This is a genomic window from Pseudoxanthomonas wuyuanensis, assembly GCF_900215535.1.
Classification (GTDB): Bacteria; Pseudomonadota; Gammaproteobacteria; order Xanthomonadales; family Xanthomonadaceae; genus Pseudoxanthomonas_A; species Pseudoxanthomonas_A wuyuanensis.
The window spans coordinates 351199-367659 of sequence record NZ_OCND01000004.1 but is presented as its reverse complement, the minus strand read 5'-3'; the positions used below and the strand labels follow the sequence as shown (position 1 = coordinate 367659).

Here is a 16461-nt window from a genome sequence, read left to right as displayed (position 1 = left end):
CCTGTCCCGATGGCGTCAACAGGCCCTAAGCAAAAAACACCCTGCGCACCGTGGCGCGCGCGGCTTCCAGCGAGAAATGATGACGGACGTTGTCCAGGCCGTTGGCTGCCAGACGATTCCAGCGAGCTTCGTCGCGGTACAGATCGACCACTGCCGCAGCGTATGCGGCAGGGTCATCGGCGACCAGGACATCCCAACCGTCGCGCAGATGCATGCCTTCGACGGCGCAGGAAGTGGCGACTACCGGCTGTCCATGCGCCATGCTCAGATTGATCTTGCCCTTGACCCCGGCACCGAAGCGCAAGGGCGCCAACGCGACGCGGCAGCCGTCCATATACGGCGCGATATCGGGAACATAGCCGTGGATCCTGACACCGGGCCGTTGCCCCAACGCCGCCACCGGAGCGGGCGGATCGCTGCCTATGCAGTAGAACTCGACTTCGGGCAGTTGCGCCCGGATTAACGGGAAAACCGCATCCACGAACCAGCGCACCGCATCGACATTGGGTGGATGACGAAAACCGCCGACAAAGACCAGATCCCGACGCTGGGCGAACGGCTGCCCGCCGCCGGCGATCTCGTGCAGATTGGAAAGCACCTCGACCCTGGCCTGCGGCGCGTCCTTGGCCAGCAATGCCTGCTCTGCGGTGCTGACGACCAGGGTGATGTCGCTGGCCTCGATCAACGCCAGCTCCCTGCGGCGGGTTTTCAACGCCGCCAGGCGAAGCGCGCTGTCGCCGTCGATATCCGCGCCACGGGTCTCGCGCAGATAGTGCAGATCGATGGTGTCGAATACGATGCGGGCCGCAGGCAGGTGTCGCCGCACCAGCGGAACGAACTCGCTGGCAACGTAATGCCGGCACAGCACTACGGTATCGAACCGCGCCCCGTGTTCGTGCAGCCATGCCGGAAAGCGCCGCCTGAAGGGTGCGTACCAGACCTCGATTCCAAGCCGTTGCAAGGACTCGGTATAAGCGCCATCGTGGCGTCCAAGAGCCGGAACGAACACGACATGGGCGCCTTCCTGCAAGAGCAGCCGCATCAGATTGACTAGCCGGAGCGAACCGGAATCGCGATCCGGTTGCGGCGTCAGTGCGTCGATCAGCAGAACTTGCCGCTGCCCACGATGCAATACTGATGGTGTCGGTATCTGGTCTGAGCCGGGTTGCGTCCGTAATCGTTCGCGCCATTTCTGCGCAAAGATCTCCCGGTTGCGCACCTGGTAGGCCTTGATGCCGGAATGGGTGTCCGTGCCCGAAGTGATGCCCTCCAGATGCACCACCCGCGCGGCCGGCTGGTAGAGGACGCGGCGACCGCGCGCGCGTACCGAAAACGCCAGGTCGGTATCTTCGTAATAGGCCGGCGCGTAGCGGGTATCGAAACCGCCGACGGCCTGGAACAGATCGCGTGGAATGGCCAGCGCTGCGCCGGAGCAATAGTCGGCATCGCGCAGGCTGGCAAAGCGCGGATCTTCCGGTGCTTCGAGACGACCGTAGTTCCAGGCCGAACCGTCGGCGAACACCACGCCGCCGGCTTCCTGAAGGCGGCCGTCCGGATACAGCAACTGTGCGCCGACCAGACCGGCCTCCGGGTGCGAGGCGAACGTCGACAGCAACGCATCCAGCCAGCCTGGTTGCGGGATCGTGTCGTTGTTCAGGAAAACCAGATACTCGCCTTCCGCCATTGCGGCGCCGTCGTTGCAGGCGGCGATGAAGCCGCCATTGTGGGCGCGCCGGTGATAGCGCAGGCCGGCGATCTGAGGCATCCATTGCGCCGTCTGATCCGGGCTGCCGTCATCGACGACGATTACCTCGCAGGCCGCCTGCGGTGGGTGCGCCGCCAGCGCCCGCAGGCAGTTGACGGTATGGGCAAGCTGGCCGTAGACGGGAATGACGATGCTTGCCCGCGGCGTATCGCTGGCGGGCACCGCAAACGGCGCCAATGCCGCCTCGGCAGGAAAATAAAGCGATTGCCGGCGAATCCTGGGAGCCCGCCGGAACTGGAATTTCACCCGTTCCCAGCTGGAGCGCCAGCCGCGCGTACGCAGGCTGGCAAGGCCGCGGCGAAACAGGCCGAGCGCACGATGGAACAGAAAGCGCGCATCGGACAAGGAAAACGACATCCCGTTGCAACTCCAGCTGAGCGAAGGAACCCCGCGGTCGGCCGCAACGAAGACGCCTGCGTTAGACTCGCCGGAATTCCCATTGTCGCATCCCTGTGGCCCGCAACGATTACGAAGACCAAGACGACGTCGATGACGAGGCCGGGCCGCCGGTGTGGCGCCGCTATCTGCTGACCGCGGTGCTGGCGGCCGTGGGCCTGGGCCTGGGCTTCCTGATTCCGTACACTCTGTACCTGAACCATCAGGTGAGCCAGCGCTTTGGCGAGTTGCGCTGGCAGATTCCGACCCGTGTCTACGCCCGGCCGTTGCAGTTGTCGCCCGGGCTGGCGATGGATGCGCAGACGCTGAAGACCGAGCTAGACGCGGCCTCCTACCGCGACGACGGGGTGGGCGAGGGACCGGGCACCTATGCCGCCGAAGGCGGCCGTTTCGTCATTTCCAACCGCGGCTATATCGATGTCGATGGCCGGGTGGCGCCGCGCCGGCTGCAGGTGACGCTGTCCGGCGGCCGGGTCGCCAAGGTGCATGATATCGCCCGCAAGCAGGATCTGAAGGCGGCGCGGCTGGACCCGGCGCGCATCGCCACGCTGTATGGCCAGAAGCAGGAAGAGCGCCGGCTGGTACGGCTGGAGGAAGTGCCGGAACTGCTGGTCACCGGCCTGCAGGCGGTCGAGGACCGCGATTTCAGCCGCCACCACGGCATCGACCTGAGCGGCATCGTCCGCGCAATCTGGGTCGCGGTGCGCTCCGGCGGCGAAACCCGCCAGGGCGCCAGCACGCTGACCCAGCAGCTGGCCCGCAGCGGCCTGCTGGGCATCGGCAAGGAGGTCACCCCCAGCCGCAAGTTCAACGAAATCCTGTATGCGCTGATCCTGGAAGCGCGCTACGACAAGCACACCATCCTCGAGGCCTACTTCAACCAGGTCTACCTGGGCCAGCGCGGCGGCCAGGCCATCCATGGCATGTCGGCCGCGGCCGAATTCTGGTTCGGCCGCAGCCTGGATTCGCTGACCACCGAACAGACCGCACTGCTGATCGGCATGGTCAAGGGGCCGTCGTATTACGACCCGCGCCGCAATCCGGAACGGGCCAAGCAGCGCCGCGATTTCGTGCTGGCCAGGCTGCATGAGAACGGCCTGATCGATGCCGCCGAATACAAGCGCGCGGTTGCCGCGCCGCTGGGCATCGCCAAGACGCCCGGGATGGCGGCGGCCAACCGGTTTCCGGCCTACGTCGATCTGGTCCGCCGGCAACTGGCCCGCGACTACCCGGAAAGCGCCCTGCAGGGGGCCGGCCTGACCGTGCTGACCGGCATGTCGCCGTCGGCCCAGGCCTACGCCGAAGGCGCGGTCACCCGCACCCTCAAATCGCTGCAGACCGGCAAGCGGCCGCCGTTGCAGGCCGGGCTGGTGCTGACCGACGTGCATGACGGCGACGTGCTGGCGGTGGTCGGCGGCCGCGAAGTGTCGCAGCCGGGGTTCAACCGCGCCATCGAGGCGCAGCGTCCGGTCGGTTCGCTGCTCAAGCCCTTCGTCTACCTGCTGGCGCTGGCGCAGCCTGACAACTATTCGCTGGCCAGCTGGGTCGACGATTCACCGGTGACCGTGCAACTGGGCAAGAACCGGCGCTGGAATCCGGGCAATTCCGATGGCCGCAGCCATGGCACCGTGCGCCTGATCGACGCGCTGGCGCACTCCTACAACCAGGCCACCGTGCGGATCGGCATGAAGGTCGACCCGGAGCGGCTGGGCGATCTGATCCGGGTGCTGGCCGGCATCAAGGCCGATCCCAACCCGGCCCTGATCCTGGGCGCGACCGATCAAAGCCCCTACGCGATGGCCCAGCTTTACCAGTTCCTCGCTTCCGGCGGCGAAATCCAGCCCTTGCATGCGGTGCGCGGCGTGCTGGATCCGGATGGCAAGCTGCTCAAGCGCTACGACAAGACGCCGGCGCCGGCGCAGGAAGGCGATTCCATCGCCGCCAACCTGATCAGCATCGGCCTGCAGCAGGTGGTCAGCGGCGGCACCGGCCGGCAACTGCTTGGCGACGGCCTGGGGCGGCTGCAGTCGGCGGGCAAGACCGGCACCAGCAACGATGGCCGCGACAGCTGGTATGCCGGCTATACCGGCGATCATCTGGCGGTGGTCTGGGTCGGCAACGATCAGAACGAACAGACCGGCCTGTACGGCGCCACCGGCGCGATGAAGGTCTGGTCGGGCATCTTCGCGCGCCTGCCCAGCGCACCGTTGAAGGTGCCGGGCAAGGGCATCGACTGGCAGTGGATCGTAGGCAGCAATGCCACCGATGCCAGTTGTCCCGGCGCGCGACAGTTGCCGTTCGTTTCCGGTTATGCGCCCGCCTACCAACCCTGCGTTGCCGAACCGCCCGTGCAGGAAGAAGAAAGCGGCGGCTGGCGCAGCTGGTTCGGCCTGGACAAAAAGAAGGACGAAGCGACCGCGCCACCGGCCGAATCCGTACCGCCATGATGAACAAGATCCTTACCCGTACCACCGCGCTGACGCTGGCCGTACTGGCCGCCGGCTGCGTGACCTCCGCTCCCGAGCCGCAAGCGCCGGCGCTGCCGAAGGTCGCGCCGGAGCAGCGGCTGGCCGCTGTCGAAGCTGCCGCCGGCCAGGACGACAAGGAACTGGCCGTGCAACCGCTGCGCGATCCGCAGGTCGAGGATCTGCGCGAAGCCGCCAGCGGCGCGCGGGCCCGCCGCGACTATGCAGCCGCGGCCGCAGCATTGAACCAGGCGCTGCTGATCGTCGCCGACGACCCGGCGGTACTGCAGGAGCGCGCCGAAGTGGCGTTGCTGCAGTCCGAATTCGAACGCGCCGAAACCCTGGCCAGGCGCGCCTACGATCTGGGATCGCAGGTCGGCCCGTTGTGCCGCCGGCACTGGGCCACCATCGAGCAATCGCGGCTGGCGCGCGGCGAAACCGAGAACGCCGGGTCGGCGCAGGCGCAGATTGCCGCCTGCACGGTGCCCGGTATCAATAGAATGTAAGGATGCCCCAGCTTTCCCAGGCCAGCCGCGAAGCCCTCAGCGATGGCGGCGCGCTCGCGACCCGACTCGATGCCTTCGCTGCCCGCGATGCCCAGTTGCGGCTGACCGGCGCGATTGCCGACGCCATCGAGCAACGCGACGTGCTGCTGGCCGAAGCCGGCACCGGCACCGGCAAGACCTACGCCTATCTGGTGCCGGCGCTGCTGTCCGGCTTGAAGACCATCGTCTCCACCGGCACTCGCGCGCTGCAGGACCAGCTGTATCACCGCGATCTGCCGCGCGTGCGCGACGCCTTGGGCGTGGGGCTGAAGTCGGCCTTGCTGAAGGGCCGCGCCAACTACCTGTGCCGCTACCGGCTGCAGCAGGCCAAGGGCGAGCCCCGCTTTACCAGCCGCGAACAGGTCGACCAGTTCCAGCGCATCGTCGCCTGGAGCGGTCGCACCCAGTTCGGCGACATGGCCGAACTGGCCGCGCTGGCGGAAGATTCGCCGCTGCTGCCGATGGTGACCTCCACCGTCGACAACTGTCTGGGCAGCGAGTGCCCGTTCTGGGAAGAGTGCTTCGTCGTACAGGCCCGCCAGCGCGCGCAGGCGGCCGACGTGGTCGTGGTCAACCATCACCTGCTGCTGGCCGACCTGGCGTTGAAACAGGAAGGTTTCGGCGAAATCCTTCCCGGCGCGCAGACCTTTGTCATCGACGAGGCGCACCAGTTGCCGGAACTGGCCGCCAACTTCTTCGGCGAAGGCTTCGGCATGCGGCCGCTGCAGGAACTGGCGCGCGACTGCCTGGCCGAATGCAAGGACGTGCCCGGCGCGCTGGCCAGCCTGCAGGAACCGGTGCGCGCCATCGAACAATCGCTGCGCGAATTGCGCCTGGCGATGGAAGGCCTGCCGGTGCGCGGCACCCGCGAACGCGCGCTGGGCAAGCCGGAAGTCGCCCAGGGTTTCGATACGTTGACCGCATCGCTGGCGCAGTTGTTCGAAGCGGTGCTGCCGATGGCCGACAGTTCGCTGGGCCTGGAAGCGTGCGCGGCGCGGGCCAGGGAACTGTCGGCGCGGTTGTTGCGCTGGCTGGGCGAGGACGAACCCATTCCCGGCTTCGATGACGAACCGTTGCCGGCTTCGGCCGACGTGTTCTGGTACGAGCTGACCCAGCGCGGGTTCCGCTGCCAGCGTACGCCGCTGGACGTGTCCGGCCCGCTGCGCGAGCACCGCGAACGCTCGCATGCGGCCTGGATTTTCACCTCCGCCACGCTGGCGGTCGGCGGCGATTTCGACCATGTCGCCACCCGGTTGGGACTGGAGGATCCGCAGACGCTGCTGCAACCCAGCCCGTTCGATTGGGAGCGGCAGGCGCTGTGTTACCTGCCCGCCGGCTTGCCCGATCCCAATGCGCGCGGCTACGGCACCGCATTGATAGCTACGCTGTGGCCGGTGCTGCAGGCCTCGGATGGGCGTGCGTTCCTGTTGTTCGCCTCGCACCGCGCGCTGCGCGAAGCCGCCGAAACCTTGCGCGACGGGCCCTGGCCGCTGTTCGTACAGGGCGAAGCGCCGCGCGCGACGCTGCTGCAGCGTTTCCGCGAATCCGGCAATGGCGTGCTGCTGGGGGCGGCCAGTTTCCGCGAAGGCGTGGATGTGGTCGGCGATGCGCTGAGCGTGGTCGTCATCGACAAACTGCCATTTGCCGCACCCGACGACCCGGTGTTCGAAGCGCGGCTGGATGCCATCCGCCGCAGCGGCGGCAATCCGTTCCGCGACGAACAGCTGCCGCAGGCGGTGATTGCGCTCAAGCAGGGCGTGGGCCGGCTGATCCGCAGCGAGACCGACCGCGGCGTGCTGGTGCTGTGCGATCCGCGCCTGAGCGGAAAATCCTATGGCCGCGTGTTCCTGGATTCGCTGCCGCCGTTCGCGCGCACCCGGCGGGTGGAAGACGTGCAGGCGTTTTTCGCGCGAGAATCGGCGCCAGTTACCGAGGAGTCCCGGGCATGATCAAAAGTAGATCGTTCGCACCATGGCAGTCCGCAGCCGGGGACGCCCCGCTGAAATGAAACTGCTCGCCTTCGAAACGTCCACCGAAGCGTGCTCGGTCGCGCTGTATATCGATGGCGAAATCATCGAACGGCACCAGCTTGCCCCGCGCCGCCACGCCGAACTCGCCCTGCCATGGGCCGAGGCGCTGTTGGCCGATGCCGGCATCGGCAAGCGCCAGCTCGATGCCGTCGCGCTGGGCCGTGGCCCGGGTGCGTTCACCGGCGTGCGCCTGGCCATCGCCGTGGCCCAGGGCATCGCGATGGCGCTGGACAAACCGGTCGTGCCGGTTTCGACCCTGCAGGCGCTGGCGATGCAGGCGTTGCGACTCCCGTGTCCGGCAACGCCGGCCAACAGGCACATCCTGGCCGCCATCGACGCGCGCATGGGCGAGATCTATGTGGCCGCATACGAAGGCTCCGGTGACGCATGCATGCCGCTCACCCGGGAACAGGTCATCGCTCCGCAGGACTACGCACCGCCGGAGATCGCCGACGGCTGGATTGGCGTCGGTACCGGCTTCGCCGCCGGCGAAGGCGTCCTGCAACAACGCCTGCAGCAGAGACTGGCGGCCGTGCAGGCCGATGCCTTGCCGCATGCCGCCGATATCGCCCGCCTCGCCGCCGCGGCCTTCATCCGCGGCGAGGCGATCGCGCCCGAGCGGGTGGAACCGGCCTACCTTCGCAACAACGTTGCGCTGACGCTGCAGGAGCAAAAGGCGGCGCGTTTGGCGCGCTGATCGGAATCCGTTTCGCACCCAGGGGGCGCAGGCCCCGCGGCGGCCGGAAATGCCCATGGGTGGAGCCGGTTCGAACGTCGCCCGGTCAGCGCCTATGGGCCGCAACCGGTATCCGGCGACGGGCGCGCGGCCGCCGTGAACGGCTGGCCGACACGGGCAAGCGGTGGTGCGGGTTCCTTCCTGCCTATTCGTCGCGCACTTCGCCGCCGGCCAGGAAGTTCCAGGTGCGGGTGACGTGCAGTACGTCGACGTTCTCTTCGGTTTGCGGTAGCGGCGGGAACGGCTCGGCCAGCGTGACGATGCGCAGGGCGGTGGAGTCCAGCAGCGGAATGCCGCTGGAGCGGATGATGCGGCTGCCTTCCACCGAGCCGTCGCGGCGCACCGCCACGCTGATGACCAACTGCCCGGTCAGGCGCTTGCGGCGGGCTTCGTCGGGGTAATTGAGGTTGCCGACCCGCTCGGCGCGGTCGACCCAGGCGCGCAGGTAGTTGGCGTATTCGTATTCGCGGGTGCTGGCGGAGACGAACTTGCGCTTGGGCCGCTTGGCGTACAGCTCCGAACGCAGGTGGATTTCGGCCGCCAGCCGCGCCATCTCGGCGTCGCGCTGGACCTTCTGCTCGCCCGTGGGCAGTTCCGGCTGGTCCGGCTGCGGGCGGGTTTCGGCCGGGGGCACCAGGATGTCGCTGTCGGGCGCGGTGATGACCCGCGCCTGCGGCGGCGGCACGCTGGAGGGCGATTGGGCGCGCAGCGGCTGCGGGGCCAGCCCGGTTTCCTGTTGCGGTACCCAGCCGGCCTGGTTGTCGCGCGGGCGCTGCGCCTTGTCATGGTCGCCGCCGCCCTGTTGGTTGGCCGCGGCTAGGAAATCGGCCTCCTTGGGCGTCAGCGGGGTCTGGGTCTGGCTGAGAATGACATCCAGTGTCGGCACCACCGGCGCGGCGTCGTCCAGCGCAAAGCCCAGCCCCAGCACGACGATGCCGTGCAGGATCAGCGACAGCGCCAGGGTGGCGCCAAGGCGTTCGTTCTCTCCAACCCGGGGCGTGGCGACAGCGGCGTTCATGTGCGGGGGCTGAGGAGTATCGGGCCCGGAGGATGGAAGATCGCGGGCACGGCGGCAAAAGAGGCCGAAAAACGGTTCGAACCGGGCCAATCGGCCGCGATCGTCGCGCAACAACCCTTCGTCATTGCAGCTTGCGCTCGATGGCGTCGAACAGCAGCCCGGCAATATTGAGGCCGAACTGGGCGTCCAGCTCGCGCACGCAGGTGGGGCTGGTGACATTGACCTCGGTCAGGTAGTCGCCGATCACGTCCAGGCCGACGAACAGCATGCCGCGGCGCTTCATCTCCGGGCCGACCTGGGCGGCGATCCAGCGGTCGCGCTCGCTCAGCGGACGGCCTTCGCCGCGGCCGCCGGCGGCCAGGTTGCCGCGGAACTCGTCGCCCTGCGGAATCCGCGCCAGCGCATAGTCCACTGGCTCGCCATCGACCAGCAGCACGCGCTTGTCGCCGTCCTTGATGCCGGGAATGAAGCGCTGGGCCAGGGTCTGGCGGCCGTCGCCGATCAGGGTTTCCAGGATCACGTTGGTGTTGGCGTCGCCGGCCCTGACCCGGAAGATCGAGCGCCCGCCCATGCCGTCCAGCGGCTTCAGCACCGCCTCGCCGTGCTCGGCCACGAAGGCCTTCAGCGCGGCGGCATCGCGGCTGACCAGGGTGGGCGGGCAGCACTGCGGGAACAGCAGCGCGGCCAGTTTCTCGTTGTAGTCGCGCAGCCCCTGCGGGTCGTTGACCACCAGCGCCCCGGCGGCCTGGGCCACGCTGAGGATGTGGGTGTCGTACAGGTATTCGCTGTCGAACGGCGGATCCTTGCGCATCAGCACCACCTGGCCCGGGCCGAACGCCTGTTCGGCGGCCTCGCCCAGGCTGAACCAGCCGGCCTTGTCGTCCTTGACCGTCAGTGCGGCGGTCCGCGCCACCGCCTGGCCGCCGCGCAGCGCCAGCCCGCCAGGCAGGACATAATGCAGGCGATGGCCGCGGCGCTGGGCTTCCAGCAACATCGCGAATGTGGTGTCCTTGGCTATCTTGATGGACCCGATGGGGTCCATGACGACGATGACATCGAAAGGCATGTTGGACATCTGGCGGGGGATCTGCATGATGGTAGCAGGATGCCCGGAGCGGGCAGATCCGGACGGCCGTCGCAACTGCGACGGCGTTCGCATCACGGCATTCAGTTTGGGTCGATCGCACCGTGCTGCTTGACAGTGTGCGGCCCGACTGGGATATAAGTAGCTTCGCAGCGGGGCCGGTTGTCCAAAGAAGCAACGCGCGCACGGGGAAATGAGAGTAATGACGCAGAACGCAGGCCCGGCCGGGGAACTGAGCGGCCTCAGGGTCATGGTGATCGACGATTCGAAGACCATCCGCCGTACCGCGGAGACCCTGCTAAAACGTGAAGGTTGCGAAGTGGTGACCGCAACGGACGGCTTCGAGGCCCTGGCCAAGATTGCCGATCAACAGCCGCAGATCATCTTCGTGGACATCATGATGCCGCGGCTCGATGGCTATCAGACCTGCGCGCTGATCAAGAACAACCAGGTCTTCAAGTCGACGCCGGTGATCATGCTGTCGTCCAAGGACGGCCTGTTCGACAAGGCCCGCGGTCGAATCGTCGGTTCCGAGCAGTACCTGACCAAGCCGTTTACGCGTGAGGAACTGCTGGCCGCAATCCGTACCCATGTCAGCACCTGAGGGGGAGGCTGACCCGATGGCACCCATTCCCGTAGCGCGTACAAAGGGCGGGTCATGATCCGCACACCGTTCGACATCCTGGCCGAATACGAGCGCCGCAGCCTTGCCCATGCGGTGGTGCTGCCGGCACGCGAGGCTTCGCCGGATCAGTGGCGCGGCGTCGGCTACCGGGTCGGCCAGCGCCGCCTGGTTTCCAACTTCGGCGAGGTGGTCGAAATCGTGCCGTTGCCGCCGATGACGCCGGTGCCGGGAGCGCAGCCGTGGCTGCTGGGCATCGGCAACCTGCGCGGCAACCTGTTCCCGGTGGTCGATCTGAAGCATTTCCTGGAAGGCGAGCGGACCGTGCTGCACGAGGGCCAGCGCGTGCTGGTGATGCGCCAGCCTGGCGGCGACGTCGCCCTGACCATCGACGAGCTCTACGGCCAGCGCAGCTTCCACGAGTCGCAGCGCACCGATCCCGGTCCGCTGGCCGAAGGCCGTTATGCGAATTTCGTCGATCGCGCGTTCCACGGCGAGGATCACGATTGGGGCGTTTTCGCGCTTTCCTTGCTGGCGCGAACGCCCGAGTTCCGACAAGCCGCGCTCTGAACGCGGATTTTTCAATACCCAGGGGTTGAATGATGAGCACTGCCACGGATTCTCCAACCGCCGGTAAACTGGGCAGCTTCGGCACCAGTTTCTGGCTGCTTCTGCTGGCCTTGTCCGTGCTCGCCTTCGGTGCCAACACCGGCTACGCCACCTACGAAGGCGGCCGCCTGGCCGGCGCCAGCACCGGCGCATCCGACATGCGCGTGCTGTCGCAGCAGCTGACCAATCTGGGCCGGGAAGCGGTGGCCGGCAATGCCGAGGCATTCAAGGCGTTCAAGGACACCAAGGATCGGATCGACACCACCATCGCCAGCCTGCGCAGCCGCTACGGCAACGAGGGTCAGATTGCCGGTCCGCTCAACACGCTCAGCGAGACCTGGCGGCCATTGGGCCAGAACGCCGAACAGATCACCTCCAGCGAAGCGGCAGTGCTGGCGCTGGCCGGCAACGCCGACCGGTTTGCGACCCAGGTGCCGCAGCTGCAGGCGCAGCTGAACGAAGTGGTGCGCGCGATGTCCGCCAGCGGCGCGCCGTCCTCGCAGATCTACAGCGCACTGCAGCAGGTGGTGCTGGCCGGCACGATGGCCCGCCGCGTCACCGAAATCCGCGCTGGCGGCGCCGGCGCCGCCACTGCCGGCGACGCGCTGGCCCGCGACTCGGTGCTGTTCGGGCAGGTGCTGGAAGGGCTGCGCAACGGCAATCCGGATCTCAACATCGCACCGGTGCGCAACGTCGGCGCGCTGGCGGCGCTGGAGCAGTCGCAGACGCTGTGGGACGCGATGAAGAAGGACCTGGACGCGATCCTGGGCTCGTCCCGTAGCCTGTTCGCCGCGCAGTCGGCCGCCGCCGCGCTGACCAACGGCTCGGGCAAGATGCTGGAGGACAGCAGCAACCTGTTCCAGGCCTTCTCGGCATTCGGTTCGGTCCGCGATACCCGCCTGTTCCCCAACTTCTGGATCTCGGTCATCGCCGGCGTGGCGCTGCTGGTGTCCATCGGCGGCTTCCTCTACAGCTTCTATCGCAGCCGCCAGCGCGAGCAGGAAGTCCGTTACCAGACCCAGGTGGAATACAACAGCCGCAACCAGCAGGCGATCATGCGGCTGCTGGACGAAATCAGCTCGCTCGGCGAGGGCGATCTGACGGTCAAGGCCTCGGTGACCGAGGACATGACCGGCGCCATCGCCGACGCCATCAACTACGCCGTCGACGAACTGCGCAACCTGGTGACCACCATCAACGACACCTCGGTGCAGGTGGCCGCCTCGACCCAGGAAACCCAGGCCACGGCGCTGCAGCTGGCCGAAGCCGCCGGCCACCAGTCCGACCAGATCAACAGCGCTTCCGAGCGCATCAGCGAAATCGCCAGCAGCATCGACCAGGTCTCGCGCAACTCCACCGAGTCGGCCGACGTGGCGCAGCGCTCGGTGCAGATCGCCACCGAAGGCGCCGGCGTGGTGCGCGAAACCATCCGCGGCATGGACCAGATCCGCGACCAGATCCAGGAAACCTCCAAGCGCATCAAGCGGCTGGGCGAGTCCTCGCAGGAAATCGGCTCGGTGGTGGAACTGATCAATGACATTTCCGAACAGACCAACATCCTGGCCTTGAACGCAGCCGTGCAGGCCGCTTCGGCCGGCGAAGCGGGCCGCGGTTTTGCGGTCGTGGCCGACGAAGTGCAGCGGCTGGCCGAACGCACCTCCGGCGCCACCCGCCGCATCGAATCGCTGGTGCAGACCATTCAGGCCGATACCAACGAAGCGGTCAGCTCGATGGAGCAGACCACCGCCGAAGTGGTTTCCGGCGCCCGCCTGGCCGAGGATGCCGGCACCGCGCTGGGCGAAATCGAACGCGTGTCGCACGATCTCAACAACCTCATCAAGAACATCTCCGGCGCCGCCCAGCAGCAGTCCGCCGCGGCTTCCGACATCACCCAGACCATGGGCGTGATCCGGCAGATCACGTCGCAGACCTCGCTCGGTGCCGGGCAAACGGCCGAGTCGATCGGCCACCTGGCGCAACTGGCGGCGGATCTCCGCCGTTCGGTCGCCGACTTCAAACTGCCAGGCTGACGGGGCATCACGGATGGAACTGCGAATTACCCGGCGCCGGCATGACCGCATCAACGCTTCGGCCGAGGTGCGCCGATGAGTGCGCTGCGTGAAGCCATGAGCCACGCGGTACTGGGCTGGGTCAAACCCGAGCTCGACGACACCCTGCGCCAGGTGCGCGAGGAAATCGAGGCGTTCGGCGAGGATCCGGCGGATGTCGGCCGCATGCGCTTCTGCGTCGGCTACCTGCACCAGGTGCAGGGCACGCTGCGCATGGTGGAGCTGTATGCCCCGGCGATGGTCGCCGAGGAGCTGGAACAGCTGGCGCAGGCGCTGCAGGTGGGCAAGACCATCGACCGCGACGAAGCCTGCGCGGTGCTGATGCGCGGCGCGGTGCTGCTGCCGGACTACCTGGAACGCCTGCAGGACGGCCACCGCGACATCCCGATCGTGCTGCTGCCGCTGCTCAACGAAATCCGCGCGGCGCGCGGTGCCCCCGGCCTGAGCGAGAGCATGCTGTTTCCGCCCGGGACCCATGACGACGCGCCCACGCCCAGCGAAGCCGAAATCGATCATGCGCGCGGCAGCATCAGCGGCCGCAACCGCGAACTGCTCGACACCGTCGGCAATGCGGTCAAGGAAGAACTGCTGCGGGTCAAGGACGCGCTGGATCTGCATCTGCGCACCAACGACCAGGCCGCTGCGCTGCAGACCCAGGTCACCGAACTGGGCAATGTCGCCGACACCCTGGGCATGATGGGCCTGGGCGTGGCCCGCGACGTGGTGCAGCAGCAGCGCGATGCATTGCGCGCGGTTGTCGAAGGTTCCCGCCCCGCCGACGAGAGCACGCTGCTGGATATCGCCGGTGCGCTGCTTTACGTGGACGCGTCGCTGGACGATCAGGTCGCGCGGCTGGGTCATCCCGCCGGGACCGGCGGAGAAGAAGGCACCGGTGCGGACTCGCAGCGCACAGTGGAAATCCTGGCGCAGGAAGCGATCAACAACTTCGCCGCGGCGCGCGAGCGCTTCGTCGCCTTCATCGAAACCAACTGGGACCATACCCAGTTGGACGAAGTCCCGCGCCTGCTGGAGGAAGTCGCCGGCGCGATGCGGATCCTGGAGCTCTCGCAGGCTGCCGACTACCTGATCGGCGTGCGCCAGTACGTGGGCACCGAACTGCTCGGCAAGCGCCGCGTCCCCGGCGGGCAGCAGCTGGATACGCTGGCCGATGCGATGGCCAGCCTGGAGTACTACCTGGAAGCGCTGCGCGAGCGCCGCCCCAATCGCGAGGAGATCCTGGAGATCACCCGCACCAGTCTGGAGAATCTGCGCTACTGGCCGCTGCCGGACGACAGCGTGGCCGATGCCGCGGCTGGCGAAGCGGCGACGGTTGCCGACGCGGGGTCCGCTCCCGCGCCGGCAGCGCCCGTTGCCGAAGCATCCCCGGCGCCGGTGGCGCCGTTCGAACCGCCGCCGGAGAACCGCGCGGTCGAACCGCCCCCTGCCGACGCGCCGGCGACCGTTGCCGAGCCGACCATCAGTTTCGATCCGGTCAGTTTCGAAGAGACCGATGCCGCGGCAACGGAGACGGTTTTCGCTCCGCTCGTTTTCGAGACCGATCCGGCGCCGGCGGCCGAAGCAATCCCGGCAGCCGAAGACGCCTTCGCTTTCACGGTTCCGCAACCGACACCGCAAGCGCCGCCGCCGGGGCTGGCTGCCACCGCGCCGACTTCGGTCGAGCAGGTTGTTGCGCCGGCCGCTGCGATTGCGCCGTCGCTGGGCGGCTTCGACAGCGGCGCAGGCGACATCGACGACGAAATCCGCGAAGTCTTCCTGGAAGAGTTCGACGAGGAAATCATCAACCTGGGCCGGTTGCTGCCGGCGTGGCGCGCCGTACCGAACGATATGGAGCGCCTGCGCCCGATCCGGCGCGTGTTCCACACCCTCAAGGGCAGCGGCCGCCTGGTGGGCGCGAAAGTGCTGGGCGAGTTCAGCTGGAAGATCGAGAACATGCTCAACCGCGTGCTCGATCACACGCGTGCGCCCAGCGACGCGGTGCTGTCGCTGCTTGAGCAGTCCTGCGAAGCGCTGCCGCAACTCAATGCCGCGTTGCGCGGCCAGGGCGAAATCCGCGCCGATGTGGAAGGGTTGAAGGCGGTGGCCGACCGCATCGCCGCCGGCGAAGACGCCTATTACAGCGCCGAAACCAAGGCGGCACCCGCTGCCGAGCCCGCCCCGGCCGCTGTTGCCGTTGCGCCGGTCGAGGCAGCGGTTCCGGCAGCCGCATTCGAGCCCGAAGCCGAGGGAACTCCGGCGTCGGTGGATGCCGTGCTGCGCGAGATCCTGGAAGCGGAAGTCGACAACCACCTGGATACCGTCGACGCCTGGCTGATGCAGGCGCAGGTGCTGCCGCAGGCGGCGACCGATCCGCTGCTGCGCGCGTTCCATACCATGAACGGCGCATTGGCGATGGCCGATGTGCCGGAGATCACCGATGTTACGGCGGCGGCCGAGCAATACGTCAAGCGTCTGCTCGCTTCCGGCCAGATGCCTTCCGGCGAAGGCATCGCCGCCCTGGCCGACACCGCCCAGGCCATTCGCCGCAGCATCGCGGCGCTGCAGGCGCCGTCGCCGCGGATACCGGTGTTTTCGGCGCTGACCGGACGGTTGGGCGCGCTGCGCGACAGCCTGCCCGAGGTCAAGCCGTCGGCGCAGGTCGTCGACGACACCGCGCAGAACACTTATGCCGAAACTTTCCCGGTTATCGATCCGCCCATCCAGATACCCGATACGGAACTGTCGGCCCACGATCTTTCCGTCTTCTTCGGTGGCGGCGGGGTCGGCGAGGAAGCACCGGACCTGACCCATGCCGTTGGCGCTGCCGCCGATTCCGATGAAAGCGCATTTGCGGAGGTTCCGCAGAACGCCGAAGCATCCGCACCGGCGGCTTCCGCGGCCAGCGGGAAGGTTGGCGGACAGGCCGCGCCGCCCGCGGCCGAAAGCGGCATCACGTTCTACGACGTCGCCTATACGATCAGCCCGCGCACGCGCGCCGAAGACACCGATTCGGCGGCGCCGGCCGCTGCCGCTCCTGCCGACGATGCCGACGAAGCCGACGCCGATGCCGGCCTCACGGTCGAGGAAATCACCCTCGAGTCGCTGGAGCAAGATATCGCCGAGCC

Annotated in this window: 10 protein-coding genes and 1 pseudogene; 8 read left to right on the top strand and 3 right to left on the bottom strand. The window is 67.6% G+C overall.

Annotated features, from left to right (window positions below):
* Positions 1-25: 25 nt before the first annotated feature.
* Positions 26-2122: a glycosyltransferase gene (locus CRO39_RS11040; RefSeq protein ID WP_097121986.1), complete on the bottom strand. Its 2097-nt coding sequence runs from the start codon at positions 2120-2122 to the stop codon at positions 26-28.
* 95 nt (positions 2123-2217) lie between these two features.
* Between CRO39_RS11040 and mrcB the strand changes: the two genes are divergently transcribed.
* From mrcB to tsaB, 4 genes are read left to right on the top strand one after another with little or no spacing between them, the layout of a single operon-like run.
* Positions 2218-4608 carry a penicillin-binding protein 1B gene (mrcB, locus tag CRO39_RS11035; RefSeq protein WP_425479684.1) on the top strand — a complete coding sequence of 797 codons (2391 nt, stop codon included), beginning with the start codon at positions 2218-2220 and terminating at the stop codon, positions 4606-4608.
* Positions 4608-5132 (top strand): hypothetical protein, encoded by a 525-nt coding sequence (locus CRO39_RS11030; protein WP_425479683.1) that lies wholly within the window; start codon positions 4608-4610, stop codon positions 5130-5132. Before mrcB ends, CRO39_RS11030 begins: the two co-directional genes overlap by 1 nt.
* Positions 5133-5134: 2 nt before the next feature.
* The gene (gene yoaA / locus CRO39_RS11025) at positions 5135-7120 is read left to right on the top strand and encodes a DNA repair helicase YoaA (protein WP_097121983.1); all 1986 of its coding nucleotides are present in this window, start codon (positions 5135-5137) and stop codon (positions 7118-7120) included.
* A 55-nt stretch (positions 7121-7175) separates the two neighbouring features.
* Positions 7176-7898, top strand: a complete 723-nt coding sequence (tsaB, locus tag CRO39_RS11020; protein ID WP_097121982.1) for a tRNA (adenosine(37)-N6)-threonylcarbamoyltransferase complex dimerization subunit type 1 TsaB — start codon at positions 7176-7178, stop codon at positions 7896-7898.
* Positions 7899-8082: 184 nt separating this feature from the next.
* Here the strand turns inward: tsaB and CRO39_RS11015 are convergent, their stop codons facing one another.
* Together CRO39_RS11015 and gshB are read right to left on the bottom strand one after the other, a co-directional pair.
* The gene (locus CRO39_RS11015) at positions 8083-8955 is read right to left on the bottom strand and encodes an energy transducer TonB (RefSeq protein WP_097121981.1); all 873 of its coding nucleotides are present in this window, start codon (positions 8953-8955) and stop codon (positions 8083-8085) included.
* 121 nt (positions 8956-9076) lie between these two features.
* On the bottom strand, positions 9077-10021 hold the full coding sequence (gshB, locus tag CRO39_RS11010; RefSeq protein ID WP_097122028.1) for a glutathione synthase: 945 nt from the start codon (positions 10019-10021) through the stop codon (positions 9077-9079).
* 220 nt (positions 10022-10241) lie between these two features.
* Here gshB and pilG point away from each other — a divergent pair, with 220 nt between their 5' ends.
* From pilG to CRO39_RS21390, 4 genes and pseudogenes are all read left to right on the top strand, one after another.
* Positions 10242-10643: a twitching motility response regulator PilG gene (pilG, locus tag CRO39_RS11005; RefSeq protein WP_097121980.1), complete on the top strand. Its 402-nt coding sequence runs from the start codon at positions 10242-10244 to the stop codon at positions 10641-10643.
* A gap of 57 nt (positions 10644-10700) precedes the next feature.
* The gene (locus CRO39_RS11000; RefSeq protein WP_162125815.1) at positions 10701-11231 is read left to right on the top strand and encodes a chemotaxis protein CheW; all 531 of its coding nucleotides are present in this window, start codon (positions 10701-10703) and stop codon (positions 11229-11231) included.
* 32 nt (positions 11232-11263) lie between these two features.
* On the top strand, positions 11264-13300 hold the full coding sequence (locus CRO39_RS10995; RefSeq protein WP_097121978.1) for a methyl-accepting chemotaxis protein: 2037 nt from the start codon (positions 11264-11266) through the stop codon (positions 13298-13300).
* A gap of 75 nt (positions 13301-13375) precedes the next feature.
* Positions 13376-15982 (top strand): annotated as a pseudogene (locus CRO39_RS21390) (Hpt domain-containing protein); the annotation flags it as partial.
* Positions 15983-16461 lie beyond the last annotated feature (479 nt).

Excerpts from the sequence above, each read along its gene's own strand:
- CRO39_RS11040 (WP_097121986.1), bottom strand. The coding sequence starts at position 2,122 with ATGTCGTTTTCCTTGTCCGATGCGCGCTTTCTGTTCCATCGTGCGCTC.
- CRO39_RS11030 (WP_425479683.1), top strand. The coding sequence starts at position 4,608 with ATGAACAAGATCCTTACCCGTACCACCGCGCTGACGCTGGCCGTACTG.
- yoaA (WP_097121983.1), top strand. The coding sequence starts at position 5,135 with ATGCCCCAGCTTTCCCAGGCCAGCCGCGAAGCCCTCAGCGATGGCGGC.
- tsaB (WP_097121982.1), top strand. The coding sequence starts at position 7,176 with ATGAAACTGCTCGCCTTCGAAACGTCCACCGAAGCGTGCTCGGTCGCG.
- CRO39_RS11015 (WP_097121981.1), bottom strand. The coding sequence starts at position 8,955 with ATGAACGCCGCTGTCGCCACGCCCCGGGTTGGAGAGAACGAACGCCTT.
- gshB (WP_097122028.1), bottom strand. The coding sequence starts at position 10,021 with ATGCCTTTCGATGTCATCGTCGTCATGGACCCCATCGGGTCCATCAAG.
- pilG (WP_097121980.1), top strand. The coding sequence starts at position 10,242 with ATGACGCAGAACGCAGGCCCGGCCGGGGAACTGAGCGGCCTCAGGGTC.
- CRO39_RS10995 (WP_097121978.1), top strand. The coding sequence starts at position 11,264 with ATGAGCACTGCCACGGATTCTCCAACCGCCGGTAAACTGGGCAGCTTC.